This is a genomic window from Streptomyces sp. NPDC046215, assembly GCF_040646215.1.
Taxonomy (GTDB): Bacteria; Actinomycetota; Actinomycetes; order Streptomycetales; family Streptomycetaceae; genus Streptomyces; species Streptomyces stramineus.
The window spans coordinates 17799-34086 of the sequence record NZ_JBEYZW010000030.1 but is presented as its reverse complement, the minus strand read 5'-3'; the positions used below and the strand labels follow the sequence as shown (position 1 = coordinate 34086).

General features: G+C 71.6%; 16 protein-coding genes. 7 read left to right on the top strand and 9 right to left on the bottom strand.

The window, feature by feature from the left end; translation table 11 throughout:
* Positions 1-27: 27 nt before the first annotated feature.
* The 7 genes from ABZ951_RS15740 to ABZ951_RS15710 all read left to right on the top strand — a co-directional run bounded on the left by ABZ951_RS15740 (position 28) and on the right by ABZ951_RS15710 (position 7187).
* Positions 28-390: a hypothetical protein gene (locus ABZ951_RS15740; RefSeq protein WP_344090061.1), complete on the top strand. Its 363-nt coding sequence runs from the start codon at positions 28-30 to the stop codon at positions 388-390.
* On the top strand, positions 387-2096 hold the full coding sequence (locus ABZ951_RS15735) for a hypothetical protein (protein WP_344090063.1): 1710 nt from the start codon (positions 387-389) through the stop codon (positions 2094-2096). Before ABZ951_RS15740 ends, ABZ951_RS15735 begins: the two co-directional genes overlap by 4 nt.
* An 86-nt stretch (positions 2097-2182) precedes the next feature.
* Complete coding sequence (locus tag ABZ951_RS15730; RefSeq protein WP_344090065.1) at positions 2183-4516, top strand: hypothetical protein; 2334 nt, start codon at positions 2183-2185, stop codon at positions 4514-4516.
* A gap of 208 nt (positions 4517-4724) precedes the next feature.
* Positions 4725-5246, top strand: coding sequence for a hypothetical protein (locus tag ABZ951_RS15725; protein WP_344090068.1), 522 nt, complete (start codon positions 4725-4727; stop codon positions 5244-5246).
* A 13-nt stretch (positions 5247-5259) separates the two neighbouring features.
* The gene (locus ABZ951_RS15720) at positions 5260-5637 is read left to right on the top strand and encodes a hypothetical protein (protein WP_344090070.1); all 378 of its coding nucleotides are present in this window, start codon (positions 5260-5262) and stop codon (positions 5635-5637) included.
* Positions 5638-5963: 326 nt separating this feature from the next.
* Entirely contained in the window at positions 5964-6431 is a 468-nt protein-coding gene (locus ABZ951_RS15715; protein ID WP_344090072.1) for a Pycsar system effector family protein, read from the top strand.
* Between the two features lie 153 nt (positions 6432-6584).
* Positions 6585-7187 carry a hypothetical protein gene (locus ABZ951_RS15710; RefSeq protein ID WP_344090074.1) on the top strand — a complete coding sequence of 201 codons (603 nt, stop codon included), beginning with the start codon at positions 6585-6587 and terminating at the stop codon, positions 7185-7187.
* A gap of 132 nt (positions 7188-7319) precedes the next feature.
* On the opposite strand, the gene ABZ951_RS15705 is transcribed toward ABZ951_RS15710, so the two are convergent.
* The 9 genes from ABZ951_RS15705 to ABZ951_RS15665 form a co-directional block, all read right to left on the bottom strand.
* A complete protein-coding gene (locus tag ABZ951_RS15705) occupies positions 7320-8138 on the bottom strand; it encodes a hypothetical protein (protein ID WP_344090076.1) in 819 nt (272 codons plus the stop codon).
* Positions 8138-8923: a ParA family protein gene (locus ABZ951_RS15700; RefSeq protein WP_344090078.1), complete on the bottom strand. Its 786-nt coding sequence runs from the start codon at positions 8921-8923 to the stop codon at positions 8138-8140. The genes ABZ951_RS15705 and ABZ951_RS15700 overlap by 1 nt, the downstream gene beginning before the upstream one ends.
* A gap of 140 nt (positions 8924-9063) precedes the next feature.
* Positions 9064-9525: an NUDIX domain-containing protein gene (locus tag ABZ951_RS15695; protein ID WP_344090080.1), complete on the bottom strand. Its 462-nt coding sequence runs from the start codon at positions 9523-9525 to the stop codon at positions 9064-9066.
* Entirely contained in the window at positions 9522-11156 is a 1635-nt protein-coding gene (locus ABZ951_RS15690; RefSeq protein ID WP_344090082.1) for a carbamoyltransferase C-terminal domain-containing protein, read from the bottom strand. The genes ABZ951_RS15695 and ABZ951_RS15690 overlap by 4 nt, the downstream gene beginning before the upstream one ends.
* Positions 11153-12022, bottom strand: coding sequence for an AAA family ATPase (locus ABZ951_RS15685; protein ID WP_344090084.1), 870 nt, complete (start codon positions 12020-12022; stop codon positions 11153-11155). The genes ABZ951_RS15690 and ABZ951_RS15685 overlap by 4 nt, the downstream gene beginning before the upstream one ends.
* Complete coding sequence (locus ABZ951_RS15680) at positions 12009-13073, bottom strand: Gfo/Idh/MocA family oxidoreductase (RefSeq protein WP_344090086.1); 1065 nt, start codon at positions 13071-13073, stop codon at positions 12009-12011. The genes ABZ951_RS15685 and ABZ951_RS15680 overlap by 14 nt, the downstream gene beginning before the upstream one ends.
* Positions 13070-13978, bottom strand: a complete 909-nt coding sequence (locus tag ABZ951_RS15675) for a sugar phosphate isomerase/epimerase family protein (RefSeq protein WP_344090089.1) — start codon at positions 13976-13978, stop codon at positions 13070-13072. The genes ABZ951_RS15680 and ABZ951_RS15675 overlap by 4 nt, the downstream gene beginning before the upstream one ends.
* On the bottom strand, positions 13975-15204 hold the full coding sequence (locus ABZ951_RS15670; protein ID WP_344090091.1) for a methionine adenosyltransferase: 1230 nt from the start codon (positions 15202-15204) through the stop codon (positions 13975-13977). The genes ABZ951_RS15675 and ABZ951_RS15670 overlap by 4 nt, the downstream gene beginning before the upstream one ends.
* Entirely contained in the window at positions 15204-16199 is a 996-nt protein-coding gene (locus tag ABZ951_RS15665) for a glycosyltransferase (protein ID WP_344090093.1), read from the bottom strand. The genes ABZ951_RS15670 and ABZ951_RS15665 overlap by 1 nt, the downstream gene beginning before the upstream one ends.
* Between the last annotated feature and the right edge of the window lie 89 nt (positions 16200-16288).

Genomic DNA, 16288 nt, shown 5'->3' with positions numbered 1-16288 from the left:
CCCGGGACCTCCCTCTTTGGAGACTCCGTGTCTGCCCGACTCCTGTCCGCCATCCGCTTCCTGGGCTCCTTCGCCATCGGCGCCCTGGCGGTGGCCACCCCGCTCGCCGCTGGCGGAATCGCCGGACTGTACGCCCACGGCGACCTCAACCAGATGCTCCCGGACCCGGTGCCCGTGCCCACCGGACACAGCCTCGGCCTGGCGCTCGTGGCGGCCATGTTCATCGGCATCGCCGTCGAGGGCCTGACCGGCGCGTGGTTCGCCAAGACCCAGGCGCGCGTCGGCGGCAAGCCCTGGCACAGCTGCCCGGTCTGCGCCCAGCACATCGAGACCCCGGCCGACGAGGTCTTCCCCGTCCCGGCACTGCCCCGCCGCCAGGAGGAGCAGTGAGCACCACCACTACCGACAACCCTGCCCTCGACGAGGACCTCCACGAAGACCCGGCCGGCGACGACGGCGCCGACGAGACCGAGTCCGCGCCACCCTCGACTACCCGCCCTGCCACCCCGACCCCGCACACCCCCGGTGGGATCCCCGCCGTACCGCTGACCGTCATCGGCGCCAACTCCACTGTCGCTGCCGTGTCCGCCGCGGTCGTGACGGCCGGGGCAGCGACGACCGGCCTGGCGGCCGCGGGCCTGGCAGTCACAGCTGCGGGAGCCACCGCCCTGGCCCGCCGCGCCGCCGCGAAGAGCACCACCGCGGGCCGGGCAGGCTCCACCAGCGGTGGGAAGTCCGCCGGAGGATCGGCCCGCACCCGCACCGGTTCCCTCTCCGGGGGCCTCGGGGGCCGCCGCACGGCCGGCGGCGGCAAGGCATCTCGGACTCGGAGCGGTTCCGCCTCCGGCTCCCGCAACACCGGCGCCGGTGGCCGTAGCGGTTCCCGCGCACTGCGGGCCTCCGGCCAGGCCGCCCAACGGCGGGCGACCGCAGCGGGCGCCGCGAAGAACGCCCGGGGGGCGCTCGGCGCGGTCAAGGCCGCGCGAGCCGCCCGGCAGGCCGCCGCCCCCACCCGGGCGCAGCGACGCGCGAAGGACACCGCTGACGCCCGCCGTCTGAGCGACGCCCGGCGGGCGGCCAAGGCTCAGCGCAAGGCCGCCAAGCGCGCCGCCAAGGACAAGGCCGCGGGTCGCGGGACGGGTTCCGCCGACAAGCGGCTGAACCTGAAGAAGTCCCCCAAGGGCGCCGCCGGTGGCGACCGCGCGGGGCACGCCAAGGACAAGCGGCGCAAGGCGGCGGAACGCCGAGCCGGCGCCGCGAGGTTCTCGGCGCGGGAGAGGGCACGGCACGCCCGGCGCCGGCTGCGTGACCGGGCCCGGGCCACCCGGGACGAGCACACCCGCCGTCGGCTGTCCCGGCTGCGCGCGGTACGGAAGCGGGCTCGGGCGCGGGCTCGGATGTGGCGGCGGCTGAGTGCCTCGGCGCTGCGCTGCTACGGCCGCAAGCTCCTGGCCGCTGCCATCAGCATCCCCTTCTTCGCGATCGGGCTGATCACCCACCCCATCGGCGTCCGGTTGGGCTGGCGCGGGCTGCAATACCTCGGCCCGCGCGTCTATCGGCGCCTGGCCAACGCCGCCGACCGGGCCCGCGCGGAGCGCGACCGCGCCATCCGCGGCGAGTACGAGACGGCGGTCGAGGCTGCCGAGAACGACGACAACCACCCGGTGGCGGCGAAGGTCCGCCGCGCCCCTCGCCACCACGCCAACTGCATGAGCACAGGAGGTTCCACCCCCATGTCCACCTCGGCCGGCCCCGGATTCCTGTTCAACGAGAGCGCGGCCGACATGGAAGCCGCGGCGAACGCCTACGACCCCGACGGCATGATGCACGTCCACGACACCATCCAGGGGTTCCCCGACGCGCTGGAGTCCGTCGCCAACACCTTCGCCATCCTCGCCACGAAGGCTGACAGCGAGTTCCCGCTGGAGCCCGAGGTCGGCGCGGCCCTGGACGACATCTACAAGGCGCTCCAGCAGGCCATCGACCAGGCGGAAGAGGCATTCAAGGTCTTCTGCGTGGTTCACGAGCAGGACATCAAGCGGCACACCGACCCGCGCAACAACGCCGAAGAGAAATGGGACACCACCAACAACTAGCGCCCCCCTCCCCTGCCGTTTCGCCCGGGCCCGCACACCGCGTCGTGTGCGGGCCCGGCCCTCGCCCCTGTCAGGAGCTCTGGAAGGTGACCGAGAAGACGATGAGCCGCGAACGCCGCTCCCTCACGCTCACGAAGAAGAAGCCGGGCGACGACACCCAGCTGCCTCCGCTGGACTGGGCCCGTGGACACGGGCCGATCACCGGCGCCCTGTCGGCGACCACCGGCGCCGCGGCCGTCGCCCTGTTGGGCACCGCGACCGGGATGCCGGAAGGCTGGCCGCTGGTCATCGGCGCGGCCGGCGCGATCGGCCACGGCATCGGCCACAGCGTCCGCCGCAAGCTGACCGTACGCTCCGCCGTCGCCCGTGCCGCCTCGTGGCTGGTGGCCGGCGGCTGGACGACCTGGGCCATGGCCCACGGCCCGCTGTCCTGGGCGGCAGCCGGATCGCTGGCCGCCCTCGGCGTGGGCACCTGGGCCGCCGCCTCGCACACCGCTGCCTGGGAGGAAGTCGTCGAGGAGGAGCGGTTCTCCGCCGAGGCCCAGGCCGCGGCCGCCGAACTCGACACCAAGCGCCGCGTGATCGCCCGCGAGTGGCAGGACCGCATCAAACGCGTCGCCACCGTCGACGTCAAGGTGATCGCGGTCGAGTTCTGGGAGACTGGCGCCGGCTACTCGCTGGAGGCCGAATTGCCCGGCGGCGGCGTGACCTGGGACCGCATCGGCGCCCGCGCACGGGCACTGGCCGCCGACGCCCGGCTGCCGCTCGGCTGCACCGTCCGCGTCGAAGAGGGCCAGGCCCAGGGCCTGGTCGTCGTCGACGTCATGACTAAGAACATCATGCGCGACGAGGTGCTGTACCCGGAGGACTACACCCCCTTGTCGCTCCTCACCGGCATCCCGTGGGGCCTACGGCCCACCGGCGAGGAGATCCAGGTCTTCCTCCGCGAGGCGTGCGCCCTGATCCTCGGACCGCCCGGATCCGGCAAGAGCACGTTCATGGACGTCATCATCGCGGGCTTCGCCCGCTGCGTCGACGTCGTCACCTGGGTGATCGACCTCAAGATGGGCGCCATCGGCATTCCGTGGGTGACACCGTGGCTGGAGGCCCGCGGCCTGATCGACCCGGACGACCCGGACGACAAGGCGCCCGCCGGCACCAAGCCGGGCATCGACTGGCTCGCCTCCACCCCCAAGGAAGCCATCCGCATGCTGAAGGCCGCCCTGCGCATCAACAAGGCCCGCCAGCTGCATTACCAGAAGCTGATGCGGAAGATGGACACCACCCTGCTGCCCATCTCGGCGACCCTGCCGCAGATCGAGATCCTCATCGACGAGGGCGCCGAGATCCTGGCCCACGCCAACAACCGGCGCGAACCGGAGAAACGCGAACTCGCCGAGCTCATCAGGGAGGGCATGCGCACCACCCGGGCCATGGCCGAGCGGTTCGTGCTCACCGCCGTGGACGGCAACGTGAGCACCATCGGCGACACCGTCGTCAAGCGATACAGCCCGGTCTCGGCCGCGCTGACCTCCGGCGAGAACTCCGGCCACAACGTGGGCAAGCTCTTCCCGCGGGCCCGCATCGACACCTCTCAGCTCAATGAGAAGGGCGCAGGCGTCATCGCCAGCAGCGCCGCCAACGGCTTCCCGGCCACCGAGTTCAAGGGCTGGAAGTCGCTGCCGTCGATGGTCCGCAAGGTGGTGCTCGCCACCAACGGCCGCCGCATCGAGCTGGACGCCATTTCTGCGGAGGCCGCCGGGGACGACTACCGCGACCGCTGGAGCCCCGAGCGGGCCGGCTGGCTCGTCACCGCCGCCCACGCCGCCCGTCTCGGCGCGGACCCCGACGACAACGACGCCGCAGCGGGCGGCACGACCACCGCCGTCGTCGAACCACCCGAGCCTCCGACGGTCGACACCCGGCGCCGCAAGTCGCTGGGCCTGTCGTACGAGCGGAAGGCCGAGGACCCCGACGTCCTCGCCGCGCAGCTCATGGCGGAGATCGACCAGCGCTTCGGCACCACCGACGAACCCGGGCACCCTGACGGCGGAGAGTCCGGGGGCAGCAACGGGGGCGACGGCGACACGGGCGGCCGCCGCGGCTCCCTGGGCCTGTCCTACGAGCGCAAGGGCACCGACCCGCAGCCGACGGACGAAGGAGCCTCCCCGGCTGCGGACCCCGACGAGTCGACGCCGTCCCCCGCCCCACCGGCGGAGGGCCCCGACTGGCTGCCCCAGGCGCTGGAGGCGATCGAGGCCGCGGGCACGGCGGGCATGAAGGTCGGCCAGATCGCCGCGTTGGTCAAGCGGGACCGCAAGACCGTCCGCCAGGCCCTGCAAGAGGCCGTTGCCCGCGACCTCCTGACCTACCGCGAGAACGGCCCGCAGTCCGTCTTCCTCCACCCCGACCACGCCTGACCCGGTAACAGGCAGCTACCGCGTAGTGGGTAGTGGGGTCCACCCCACTACCCACTACGCACCCCCACAGCCCGGAAACAGACCCCAACCTGCGCTTTTACTGGTGACCCCAGTACCCACTACCCACCCCACTGCCCAGTACGGCCACAGAACGTGACCAGTGTGTGAGCGGCCGACACGGCGCTCACCCCGGCCCCGAAGGACACCGGTGGACACCACCCGCGACCCCATCACCGCCCTCGCCCGGGCCGACCAGCCGTGGACGCACCCCCACCCCACGACGCCGGCCCCGCTCCTCCACACCCACGGCCCCGCCGCCCATACGGGCATCGTCGTCCCGCCCGAACAACTCGCCGCGCTCATCACCGCCGCCCAGCTCGCCCAGCAAGCTCCCCCCGCCCCGCCGCCCGCAGCCACCCCGGTGGAGACCCGCATATCCGGACGGGCCAAGGGCGCCGCCCTCGTCACCGCCGCCGGCGGCATCGGGGTCGGCACCGCAGCCGTCGGCATCGGCTACGGCGCGGGCCTCATCGCCGACAAATCGGAAGGACTGATGACCGCAGCTCTCGCCTTCGGGATCGGCAGCGGCTCCCTCGCCGCGCTCGTTCTCCTCCTGCGCTTCCTCTTCGCCAGCCGCACCAGCTCCGGTGCCACCACCAACCACACCACCATCAACCAGACCGTGCATGCCTCGGGCTGGTTCTCCAAGGGATCCATCCACAACCACTGACGAAGGGACCACCGTGACCGAGGTCGACCCCGTCCCGCCCCTGCCCTTCACCTTCCGCGACGCCTACTCCCGCGCCCCCCGGCTGCTCACGGAGACATACGCCGTCCTCCGGCTCCAGGTCCTCGCTGGCGATGCCACCAGCACCCCGGACGAACGCCGCGAGTACCTGCTGCGCTACGCCGCTCTCGCTGACCGGCAGGCCGAGGCGACCGGCGGGGAGGACGACGTCGTCGTGGCCGAGCACACCGCCGAGCAGCTGCTCGGCCACGACCGCCAGCACGGTGTCACCGCGGGCCTGTACGACCAGAACCACCCCATCTGGACCGTTCACGGTGTCCGCGGCTACGTCCGTCAGGAGTACGCCACCTGGCACCCCGACCACCTCAACTGACCCGCCGCGAAGGGAAGCAAGCCGGTGACTCTCTTACAAGACGTCCTCAACCGATGCGGCCGACGCTGCGCATGCGAAGGAGCATGCGGCCGGACCCACCTGGCCGGCACGTGCAACTCTCCCCGCGGCCTCACCGCCGCCCCGTACCCCGCCCGCGCCACCGACGCGCAGAACGCGAACGTCCAGCCGGAAGACCTTCGCCCCTGGTGCGGCCCCTGCTGGAACCACGCCCGCGGCCGCGCCCGCCAGGACGCCGCGGCCGCGCGCCAACAACAGATGGAGAAGGGCCAGCAGAGCCTGTTCGATCTGACCTCAGGGAGCGCTGCGTGACGACCACGGACCCCCGACTTGACGCTCGCCTTGCCGAGGCCGACGCCACCGCACGCAAGGAGATCGAGCGCAGCGAGCCCAAGTCCGGCGCCCTGCTGTCCGCCTTCAGCATCCCCCTGGCCGTCCTCGTCGCCACGGTCCCCGGACGCCACCTCCCGCCGGCCGTCGCCCTGCTCGCCACCGTGGGCGCTGTCGGGCTTGCCGTTGCCGTGAAAGCGGTCCTCTTCGCCATCCGGCCGCACATCACCGGAGCCCCCCGCGGGACATACCTCTACTGGGCCACCCTCGACCCGGCCACCCCCCAAGACCTGATCGATGACCTACTCGAAGAGCGCCGTGCCGAGGACATCATCCGCCTGGCCAAGCTTGCCCGCGCGAAGCACCGCAGGACTCGCCTGGCCATCGACATCACCGTGGCCGCGATCCTCGCCCTGGACGTGGCCCTGCTCGTCGCCCTCCTGTAAGTGGCCGACCGCAGCCTCTACGGGCATTCCCGCCCCTGCCGACCGTACGAGACGACAGGATGAAGCCCGGAGCCACCGACACCGGCCCGGGCCTCGCTACCAACCCGCCAGGACCACCACGCCTGGCTCTCCACATCTGACTAGGAGCACCCCGTGCACTGGACCCCGACCACACTCGTGCTGATCGACGAGGCCACCGACCGCGACCGCGCATCGGACGGCCGCTCCCGCTACGGCGTCTACCTCCGCCAGCAGGAGCCCAAGCGCTGGTTCATGGACGAGATCGAGGCCCGAGACCCCGCCGCCTTCGCCCGCTTCGCCTGGACCGCCGGCACCGGCCCCGTCATGAGCCCGGCCTACGCCGTCGTCCGCCCGGACCTCGACATCCGCCTGACGCGCGCCGAGGAAGACGGCTCCCTCCTCGTCCTCATCGACGTGCGTCTCCACCACGACGCACTCGACAAGAAGCACCGGCCCCCCTACCAGGTCGCCACGTGGGAGACCGTCCACGGCAGCGACGACTACCCCGCGCGCATTGAGCCGGAGAACGAATCGAAGACTGCGCTGTTGCTCACCGCGACGCTGCGCGTCTCTGCCGCCCAGTGGGACTTGTGGGAGCCGTCGGGAGAGCTGGAAGGCGAGACTCTTACCGACGACGCCAAGAGTGCTGTAGGGCGCCTGGCGGAGCTCATCAACACCCACGTCGGCCCGAAGGTCGCAGCCCTCCTCGATAATGAAGCCGGCCGCTGGGAGTAGCCGGTCCGGTCTCTAAGGCTGGCGCCTCGTTGGCCGAGGGGCTTAACGGAGCGCGGCCGGGGGCCGCCACAATGAGCGGCCCCCGGCCGGATTTCGATCCGGTCGGGGGCCGCTCTTGTGTTCTGAGAGCCGTCAGGCCGCTGCCGTCTCCGAGTCGGGCGACTTGATCTCTACCTCTATCCCGACCGATGACGACAGGGCCTCGATCAGTTTGCACACCATCGTCCGCGTGCCGTCGGGGTTGCGCTCCATTGCGGCATGGATCGCGTCAGGGCTGATCTTCCTCGTGGCCCGGTGCAGCGCCTTGTAGGGGTCCGTGGTTGGGGGTAGCTCCTTCGTCCCCTCGATGGTCGCGAGGTAGGCGACGACTGCCTCCTCGGTGGCCTTCTTCTTCCCGGCTGCCTCCGGTGGCAGGTTTCCTGCCGCGCCCTTCACCAGCGCGGCCGTGACGCCCATGCCCTTCGCTTGGATCAGAGCCAGGTAGAGCAGAGCGGCCGCATCGACACTGTGCTCTTCAGTGAGGGCGACCAGTTCCCATGCCTGCCCGAATCCCAGCTTCTTGGAAAGAATTCTTTCCAAGTCCTTCGACTTGCCGCTGACCATCTCAAACAGCTTCTCCGCGATCCCCCAGGACCTGATGAGCTGGTTCGCGTACTGCCGGGTGATGTCCCACTGTTCCTGGCAGTAGTCCTCGAAGGTGGGGTGCGTGGCCCGGTACAGCCGGCCATCCCGGATGACCTGAAGTGCCTTGCCCGCCGCCCAGTACGCGACCCGCAGGTTCTCCAATGCGGCCTCGCACCGGACCAGCATCTGCTGTTCCTGGGCAATGAGGACGGGCGTATCCGCGAGCTGTTTCGTCGGGAGCTGGTCGATGGACCGGGCCAGTGCGACAGCAGTGTCCGGCTTCCCCGGCCCCTGTGGCCCCCCGCTGACGTTGATCGGTCGTCCCATCAGAGCATCTGCTCCATGGTCAGGGCGACGCGCATGAAGTCCTCACGGGCATTCAGTGCGGTGCCGCTCATCTTGTACTCGGTGACGAGGGTGCCGTTCTCGTAGGCGTGCTCGTGGATCGTGTAGCGGCGAATCGGATCCGAGACGCGCGGGTAGTTCCGCTCGTCGATCCACGCCTTCACCTTAGTGAGCTGGGTTTCGTGCTTGTCCTTGCTGGGGTCGTGCATGTTGATCACTACCAGGAAGGGGATACCCCTCGGCTTGAGGACGCGCTCGATGGTGAACTCGCACTCGTCCCAAGTGATCTTGCTTGGGGTGATCGGCACGATCGCCAAGTCCGCTACCTCCAAGACCTCGCGCAGGGCGTCAGCCGTTCGGCTCTCACCCAATGGATCTGCGCCCCACTCCGCATCAGGGTCGACATCCATGAAGCCCGGTGTGTCGATGATGATGCGGCGGCGGTCAGGATCCTCCACGATGCTCGGCAGGATGCCCGTCTTGCTCTTGGTGACGAGATAGTCGAAGGGGAGGGCCTCCTCCCGCACTGCGGCACACCATTTCTCCAGGCTGCCCTGGACATCGATGCCAGCTGCGACGATCGGGGAACCGACCGACTCGTCCCCGTTCGACAGCACTGCGGACCGTCCAGCACAGGCGGCAGTGTTCACCGCTATCGTGGTCTTGCCAGCGCCGCCCTTCTGCTGGAGAACGACGATGACTTTCGCTGCCCGCCCCGTCTTCGCCGCCGTTCGCGCGGCTGGTAGCACGGCTGTGGATGTGGTCATCCGATGGCCTTTCAATCGCCCGTTGATTTCACCGCACGGCGCGGCTACTCGGACTGCCGTCACAGCTTGCCAGACGATTACTACCCGCACGCAGTCGGCCCGCCGCCTCGTCAGGTAAAAGGGCTGGCTGCCCCTGCTGGCTAGCTAATTAGGGTGACGGGCCTTACTGGGGTTCCGTTGGACAGCAGCCCGGCGACAAGGCCGCCGAGCCCGTGGGGGTAGACGGTCTCGTCGGTCATGTCGAGCTCGGTGACGGACCACCAGCGCAGGGAGCGGATGGTGTCGGGCTGGGTGGCCCTGGAGAGGTCGGCGGTACCGGTGGCGAAGCGGACGAGGTAGTACCGCTCGACCTGGCGGACGGTCCGCCCGCCGACCTCGTGCTCCTGGTTGCGTTCCGCGAGTTGGGGGCCGAGCTCGGCGTCGGTGACGCCGAGCTCTTCGCGTAGCTCCCGTCGGAGGGCGGTCTCGTGGGTCTCGCCCTCGTCCAGCGATCCGCCGGGCGTTGCCCAGAACCCCTCGCCTTCGTCGTAGTGGAGGAGGAGAACACGGTCCTTCTCGTCGAGCGCGATGGCGCGGGCGGCGTGGCGGATGGGTGGAGTCATGGCGTCAGTGTGGCCCGTTCGACGAGGTAGTTGCCGATGCACGCGGCGTCGAGCCCGGATGCCTGGAAGGTGGCCAGGGCGTGCGCGGGGGTCTCGACGATGGGTTCTTGCTGGTTGTAGCTGGTGTTCAGCACGACGGGGACGCCGGTGATGCGGTGGAACTGCTCGATCACCCCGGAGAACTCCGGGGTGTGGTCGGGGTTGACGGTCTGGACGCGGGCGGTGCCGTCGACGTGGATGGCGGCCGGGATCGCGCCGGTCTTCTCGGGGCGTACGGATGGGGCCAGCAGCATGAAGGGGGACGTGGCGCCGCCGAGGTCGAACCACTTGTCGGCGTGTTCTTCGAGGATGGCTGGGGCGAAGGGCCGGAACGGCTCGCGGCGCTTGACCTTGCTGTTGAGGGCGGTGGAGCTGTCGGTGGTGCGGGGGTCGGCGAGGATGCTGCGGTGGCCGAGCGCGCGGGGCCCGAGCTCGGATCCGCCCTGGAACCAGCCGACCAGGTGCCCGTCGGCGAGCAGCTGCGCGGCGGTGGCCGCGATGTCGGACTCGCGCCGCCACTGGAACGCGGCCCGGCGCCGTTCGACGAGTCCGGAACGCGGGTCGCGCTTGAGGGCCTGCTCGATCTCCGCGTCGCTGTAGGCGCGGCCGAAGTAGTCGTTGGTGGCGGGGCGACGGGGGAGTTCGCCGGTGAGGCGGTGCCACCCGTACAGGGCGCAGCCGAGGGCTTGGCCGCGGTCGGAGGCGGCGGGGGGTGCGAAGTAGCCGGTGACGGAGGGGAGGCGGCGGAGTTTGTCGGCGGCGACGCAGTTGAGGGCGACGCCGCCGGCGAAGCACAGGTTGCTCAGGCCGGTGGTGGCGATGACGTGCTCGGTGAGCGCGGTGAGGATCTGCTCGGTCTGGGCCTGGAGGTAGGCGGCCAGGTCCGCGCCGCGCAGCTGGTCGCCGCGGGTGTCGGGTGGGCCGACCTGCCACCCGGTGCGGGCGACGAGGTCGGCGATGCCGCGGGCGTGGGTGTGGTGGAGGCGGCCGTGGACGTGCGTGCCGTCGAGGTCGAAGAGCGGGTCGGGGAAGGCGTTCGGGTCGCCGTAGGCGGCCAGCGCCATGGTCTTCCCGGCCTCCTGCTCGTGCCAACCGAGGTAGTTGGTCACGGCCTCGTAGGCGGCACCGATGCCGCCGGTCCGCCGCCGGGTGGGCGCGTTGCTGCCGATGCGCTCGATGCCCTTCGGGGTGGCGGTGTAGAAGGTCTCGGTGTCGCCGCTGTTGCCGCCGCCGTCGACGACGAGGACGGTGGCCTGCTCGAAGGGGGAGAGGCAGTAGGCGGTGTAGGCGTGGCTGAGGTGGTGGTCGACGGCGACGGTGCGGTCCGGCCGGATCCCGAAGTGCCCCAGGCGGGTCTCCTCCCAGCTGGGTGGCTCGTTGCCGATGCCGCTGACGACCACCTGGTCGATGTCGTTGAGCTGGAGGCCGGCCGCGTGCAGGCAGTACAGCAGGGCGGCCTGCCAGCCGGGGCTGTAGCGGGTGCGGTTGATGCGTTCTTCGCTGATGGCGACGGTGGTGTGCTCGGTGATGAGGGCGGCGCCGCCGTCGTGGCCGAGGTTGAGGCCGACGACGCAGGGGGTGCGGGTGGTCATGACGCGGCTCGCAGGGTCGGGTCGTTGGCCAGGGGGTTCCACAGGATGGTGCGGGCGTCGGGGGTCCGGTGGAGGGCGCCGAGCTGGTAGAGCTGCACGGTGCCGTGCCGGTAGTCGAAGGGGGCACTGGCGGTGTGGCCGAGGGCTTCCAGGCCGCCCAGCTGTTGGTAGGCGCGCGCGAAGGCCGAGTCCTGCTCGGGGCTGCCGGCGATGGGGACGTCTGTGGGGTCGCCGGGCAGGGTGATGTCTGCGGCGCGCAGGTGCTCGGCGATCTCGCCGAGGACGTCGCGAATGCTGGCGTGGTCGGTGTCGATGACTCGGGGCGGGGACGGGCACAGTCCCGGGGCGATGTGCGTGTAGAAGTGGTGCAGGCGCTCCAGCAGGTCCGGGTCGAACCACTGTTTCCAGCGGGGCAGCTCGGCGGCGCCGCCGCGGCGGCGGAGGCTTTCGGCGGGGCTGACCAGCAGGATGACGGTCAGCACGCGCTCGGGCAGGGCGGGGGCGACGTGCCGGGCGTAGAAGTCGCGCGCGGTGCGGTAGGGCAGGGAGTCCTCGGCGTGGGTGGCGTAGCAGTAGGCCAGGGCCCCCAGGTGGTTGCGGTCGCACAGGATCAGGCGGGTGGCGGGGTCGGCGGCCAGGCGCTGCATGGCGCGGGCCTTAGCCTGCTCGTGCCGCAGGAACCACAAGCTGTGTCCGGCCGGGGAAGGGTGCGTGGGCGCGTCGAGCCCCCGGGCGAGGCGCGCGTTCGGCTCGGTGAACCAGGCGGCGGCGCTGCCGAGGAACGGGATCAGCTTCGCCAGGACGCTCGTCTTCCCGGCACCGGGCGGGCCGTCCACGGCGAGCACGGGCACATCAACGGCGGGCATGCTGCTCCTCCTTCTCCTGGTGGTGGGGCACGGGGGCGTGGGTAGCGTCGGCCAGGCCCGCGGCGAGCTCCTCGACGTGCAGGGCAAGGTCGGCGCTGGTCGGCAGGTCGGCGGGGTGCTGGCCGGCCAGCCGCTGGCCGACGGCGTTCCACATGGCGGTGAACGGGTCGCCGAACACGGTGTGTGGATCGCTGCCGAGGTGGGTGCTCAGGCGGGTGCCGGTGGCGCGCTGGTAGGGGCGGGCGATGTCGAGCGTGGCGGCGAAGTCGCCGCCCACGAGGTGGATCTGCTCGCGGAAGTCCCCGGGGGCCGCGGGCACGATGGCGAGGGTGAACAGGGCGCCGGCTGGGCCGGGGCCGTGGATGGTGGCGGTCAGCCCCTGGCCGTGCGCGGCGAGCGTGCACGTGCCGGGACGGGCACCGGGGACGGCCAGGACGAGGGCGGTGAGCAGGTGGTAGCCCTGCCACAGCAGGATCCGCAGCGCGTCCAGCTGGTCGTCGGCCAGGTGGTGGGGGGTGGGCTGGGGTGGGTCGGCGGCGAAGGTGTACGGCTCCAGCCCGGGCGGCAGCAGCGCGCGGCGGGCGGCCTCGTCCGCCCCGTCGGCTTTGATCAGCCATCCCCCGGCCGGGTCGGGGACGGTGGCCAGCAGGGCGTGCAGGGCGGGGTCGTGGGCGCGCATCGCCCCCACTTCGAGGATCCGTCCGGCGCGGCGAGCCTTGCTGATCAGGGCGCGGGTGCGCTCCAGGTCGAGGCTGACGGGCTTCTCGGTGAAGACGTGCACGCCGACGTCGAGGGCGGCGTCGATGAGGGTGTCGTGCACGCCGGTGAGGACCGCCAGCAGGTCGGCCCCGTCCAGCAGTTCCTCCACGGTGTGGGCGATGCGGGGCACGGCGAAGCGGCGGGCCGCGAGGCGGGCGCGTTCGGCCTCGCGGTCGTGGACGGCGACGATGTCGAAGGCGGGGTTGGCTGCGAGGGCGGGCAGGTGGAGGCCGAAGGCGGCCGCACCGCAGCCGGCCACGGCCACCCGCCACTGCCGGGTGGGAAGGTTCACCGGGTGACCTCCGGGAGGTTCCAGCGGCTGACGGCGCTGTGGTGGGCGCGTTGGGCGATCTCGCCGACGGGCAGCGCCCGCAGGGCGGGGTTGAACAGCTCGACGGAGACGGGCCCGGTGTAGCCGGCCTTGTTCAGGGCCTGGCCGAAGGTGCGCCAGGGCAGGGCGCCGTCGCCGGGGAAGAGGCGCATCTCGTCGGCGGCGTCGGCCGGAGTGATGCCGATGGGGAGGTCGGCGATCTGGACATGGGCGACGGGGATGGTGCCGAGGCCGGTGATGTGGCCGCGGTCGGCGCCGGCCGCCGCCCAGTGGAAGGAGTCCACGAGGACGCCGACGTCGGTGCGGCCGGTCTCCTCGATGAGGCGGGCCAGGCTGGGCAGATCTGTCAGGAGAAGGTGTTCGCCAGTGAGCTCGGGCGGCAGGCCGCGGGTGACGCTGACGGCCTCCACCGCCAGGCGGACCCCGCAGGGGGCGGCGGCGTCGGCGAGCTGGCTGATGCGCGTGCGGGCGCGGGCAAGCGCGTCGGGCCGGGGCCAGGTGGTGGCCGGGTTGAGCACGATCGTGGCCGTCGGGCAGTTGAGGGTCTGGAAGGCGGCGAGCCGCTGGGGGAGGTCCTGAAGCAGGTCGGCGTACTGCTCGTCGGGGATCAGCAGCGGGGCGGGCAGGACGGGCCCGGCGGGCAGGATGCCGGAGGCCGCGACCGCGCGCAGGCCGTGCCGGTCGAGCATGTCGCGGACCTGCTGCGGGCCGTGCGCGATCACCTGCTGGATCGACAGCTCGACCGCGTCGAAGCCGGTCTCTGCGGCGAGGGTGAGGAAGCGCGGGAGCGGGATGCCGCTGAGGGTGGCCGGGTTCAGGCAAGCCGTGAACCCCAGTTCGGCGGCAGGTGTAGAGGTGGCGCTCATGCGGTGGCTACCTTTCCGGCGAGCAGGTCCTCGCGCAGCCCGTCCAGGCCCTCCATGACCTCGGTGACCGTCTCGCGCACCACAGCGTTCGGCAGGGGCTCGCGGCCGGCGCTCTGCACGATGGCCTGCCACGGGTCGTGCAGGTCCCGGCCGGACTGGGAGACCAGGGCGACCGCGACCGGCTGGCCACAGCTCGCGTGCAGCCGCTTGGCGACCTCGGCCGCAGCGAGGTTGTAGAGCTTGCCGACGTGGTAGACGGGGTTCTTGCCGGAGACGCCTTCGGCCGACCACGGCCGCAGCATGCTGATCAGCCCGTTGGCCCGGTTCCCGCGGCCGACCACGCCCTCGTCACCGGACTCGATGCTCGATCCGGTGGCCGTCAGGTAGAGCTCCGGCCGCTTGTCGTCGTCCCGGGTGTTGACCGCCACCGTGACCCGGAAGTCGGGCGCGATCCGCGCGGCCTGCTCTTCGATGAACCGCCGTACCTGCGCGCGGCGGGCGACGTAGGTGTCCAGGTCCGGGGTGCGACGGGCGATCTGCGGTACGCACGCGGTCAGATGCACTTGCCTGCCGTTCCGGACCACCATGATCTTGATGTCCGTGCCGTAGTACGGGTGCTCTTTCTGGAACGCCTCGCCGCTTAGGTGGTTCTCGACCCCGAGGGCGAGGTCCTCGGCGATGCCGAGCGGCGCGTAGCCGACCCCGGCGCTCGTGTCGTTGGCGAACATCCGGCGCCGCTCCGCCAGGTCGTCCAGGCTCCGCGGGGCGAACCACCGCTGCCGGGCGGCGTCCGCCTCGGCCGCTTTGCCGTCCACGGCGCCCGGGCTGGACGCTTGGGTGAGCCGGGTCCGCACGTCCACCCACATCCCCGCGTCCAGCAGCGGCAGCGCGTCGGCGAGGTACTCGCGGGCGGCCCGGGTGACGATGTCCTCGACGGGAATGCGTTCGTCGCCGAAGCGGTAGCTCATGCGGCCGTTGACCATCACGATGATGGGCGCGGTCATCTCCCCGTGCCCGAACCGCACGGTGGAAGAGCCGCCGAGCAGCGCGGTCTTGTCGGTGTTGTGGTGCAGGATCGCCCCGAAGCGGTCGCGGCAGTAGTGGCTGTAGGCGCGGGAGACGGCCTCTGCGACGCCGTCGGCCAGGGTGTCGGGGTGGCCGGCGCCCTTGCGCTCGACGAGCTCCACGGGGGCCGATGACAGGCCGGTGGTGGTGATGATGTCCATCAGACGCGCTCCTTCTCCTTCTTGGTGAACTTGGGCAGGTCGGACAGGTCAGCCAGGGCGATGGGGCGGCGGCCCAACAGGCGCAGGCGGCCGCGCTCGGCGTGGTAGGCGCCGATGCGGGCCAGATCGCGGGCGGACTCCACGGCCCGGGCGCGGTCCAGGAACGTCCACCCCTGCACCAGGCCGACGGCGGCGTCCTTGACCGCGGTGCGGCCGGCGCGGATCGCGGCGGGCTCCACCCGCACGCTCAGGTGCATCCGGGCCACGCAGATGCCGTGACCGATGCCCTGGTCGACGTAGTACCGGGCGGTGGTCTCGCGCCGGTAGATCGGGTGGGAGACCACCGCGGCGGGCTCGATGAGGGTTTCTAGACCGTGCTGGCGGGCCCGGTCCACGAACTCCAGGTCCTCGCAGTCCAGCCGCCACCGGCCCTTACGCCCCAGGTCGGTACGGAAGAGCCCTAGCTCAAGCGCCGCCCTACGGTCGAAGAGCAGGTTGCAGCCGGTGACCCAGTACGGCCACGCGGCCAGCGTCCGGCCGTCGGGCCACTCGACGGCGCCGTGGCACTCCCGCAGCGCCGTCGACAACGGCACCACCTCCCCCTCGGGGTACTCCACGGCGGTGCGGCCGCCGACGGCGAATACGTCCTCCTGCTCAGCGCACGCCACCAGGGCCTGAAGCCAGCCGGGTTCGGGGACGATGTCGGGGTCGGTGATGGCGACGAAGCGGCCACGGGCGGCACAGATCCCCCGGTTGCGGCCGGCGCTCAGGCCGGGCAGCGGCTCGAAGAGCACCCGCAGCGTGAACGGCCACGGACCGCTGCCGTCCAGCGCCTGGCCGATCGGGCGCACCGGCCCCGGCGGGTCATTGTCGACGATCACGGCCTCGAAGTCGGTCAGCGTCTGCTGGGCCAGAGCCTCCAGCAGCGTCAGCAGCGACGCGGTATTTCCGCGGGCGCTGACCACCACCGACACCAGGGGGGAAGGGTCCTGCACGGCTCCTCCTCGGGCAGTACGAGCGGGACGCCGCACATGTCACCGCCACCAGCACCGCCGGGGATAGAGCTGCGCTGTTGCGGACCTGT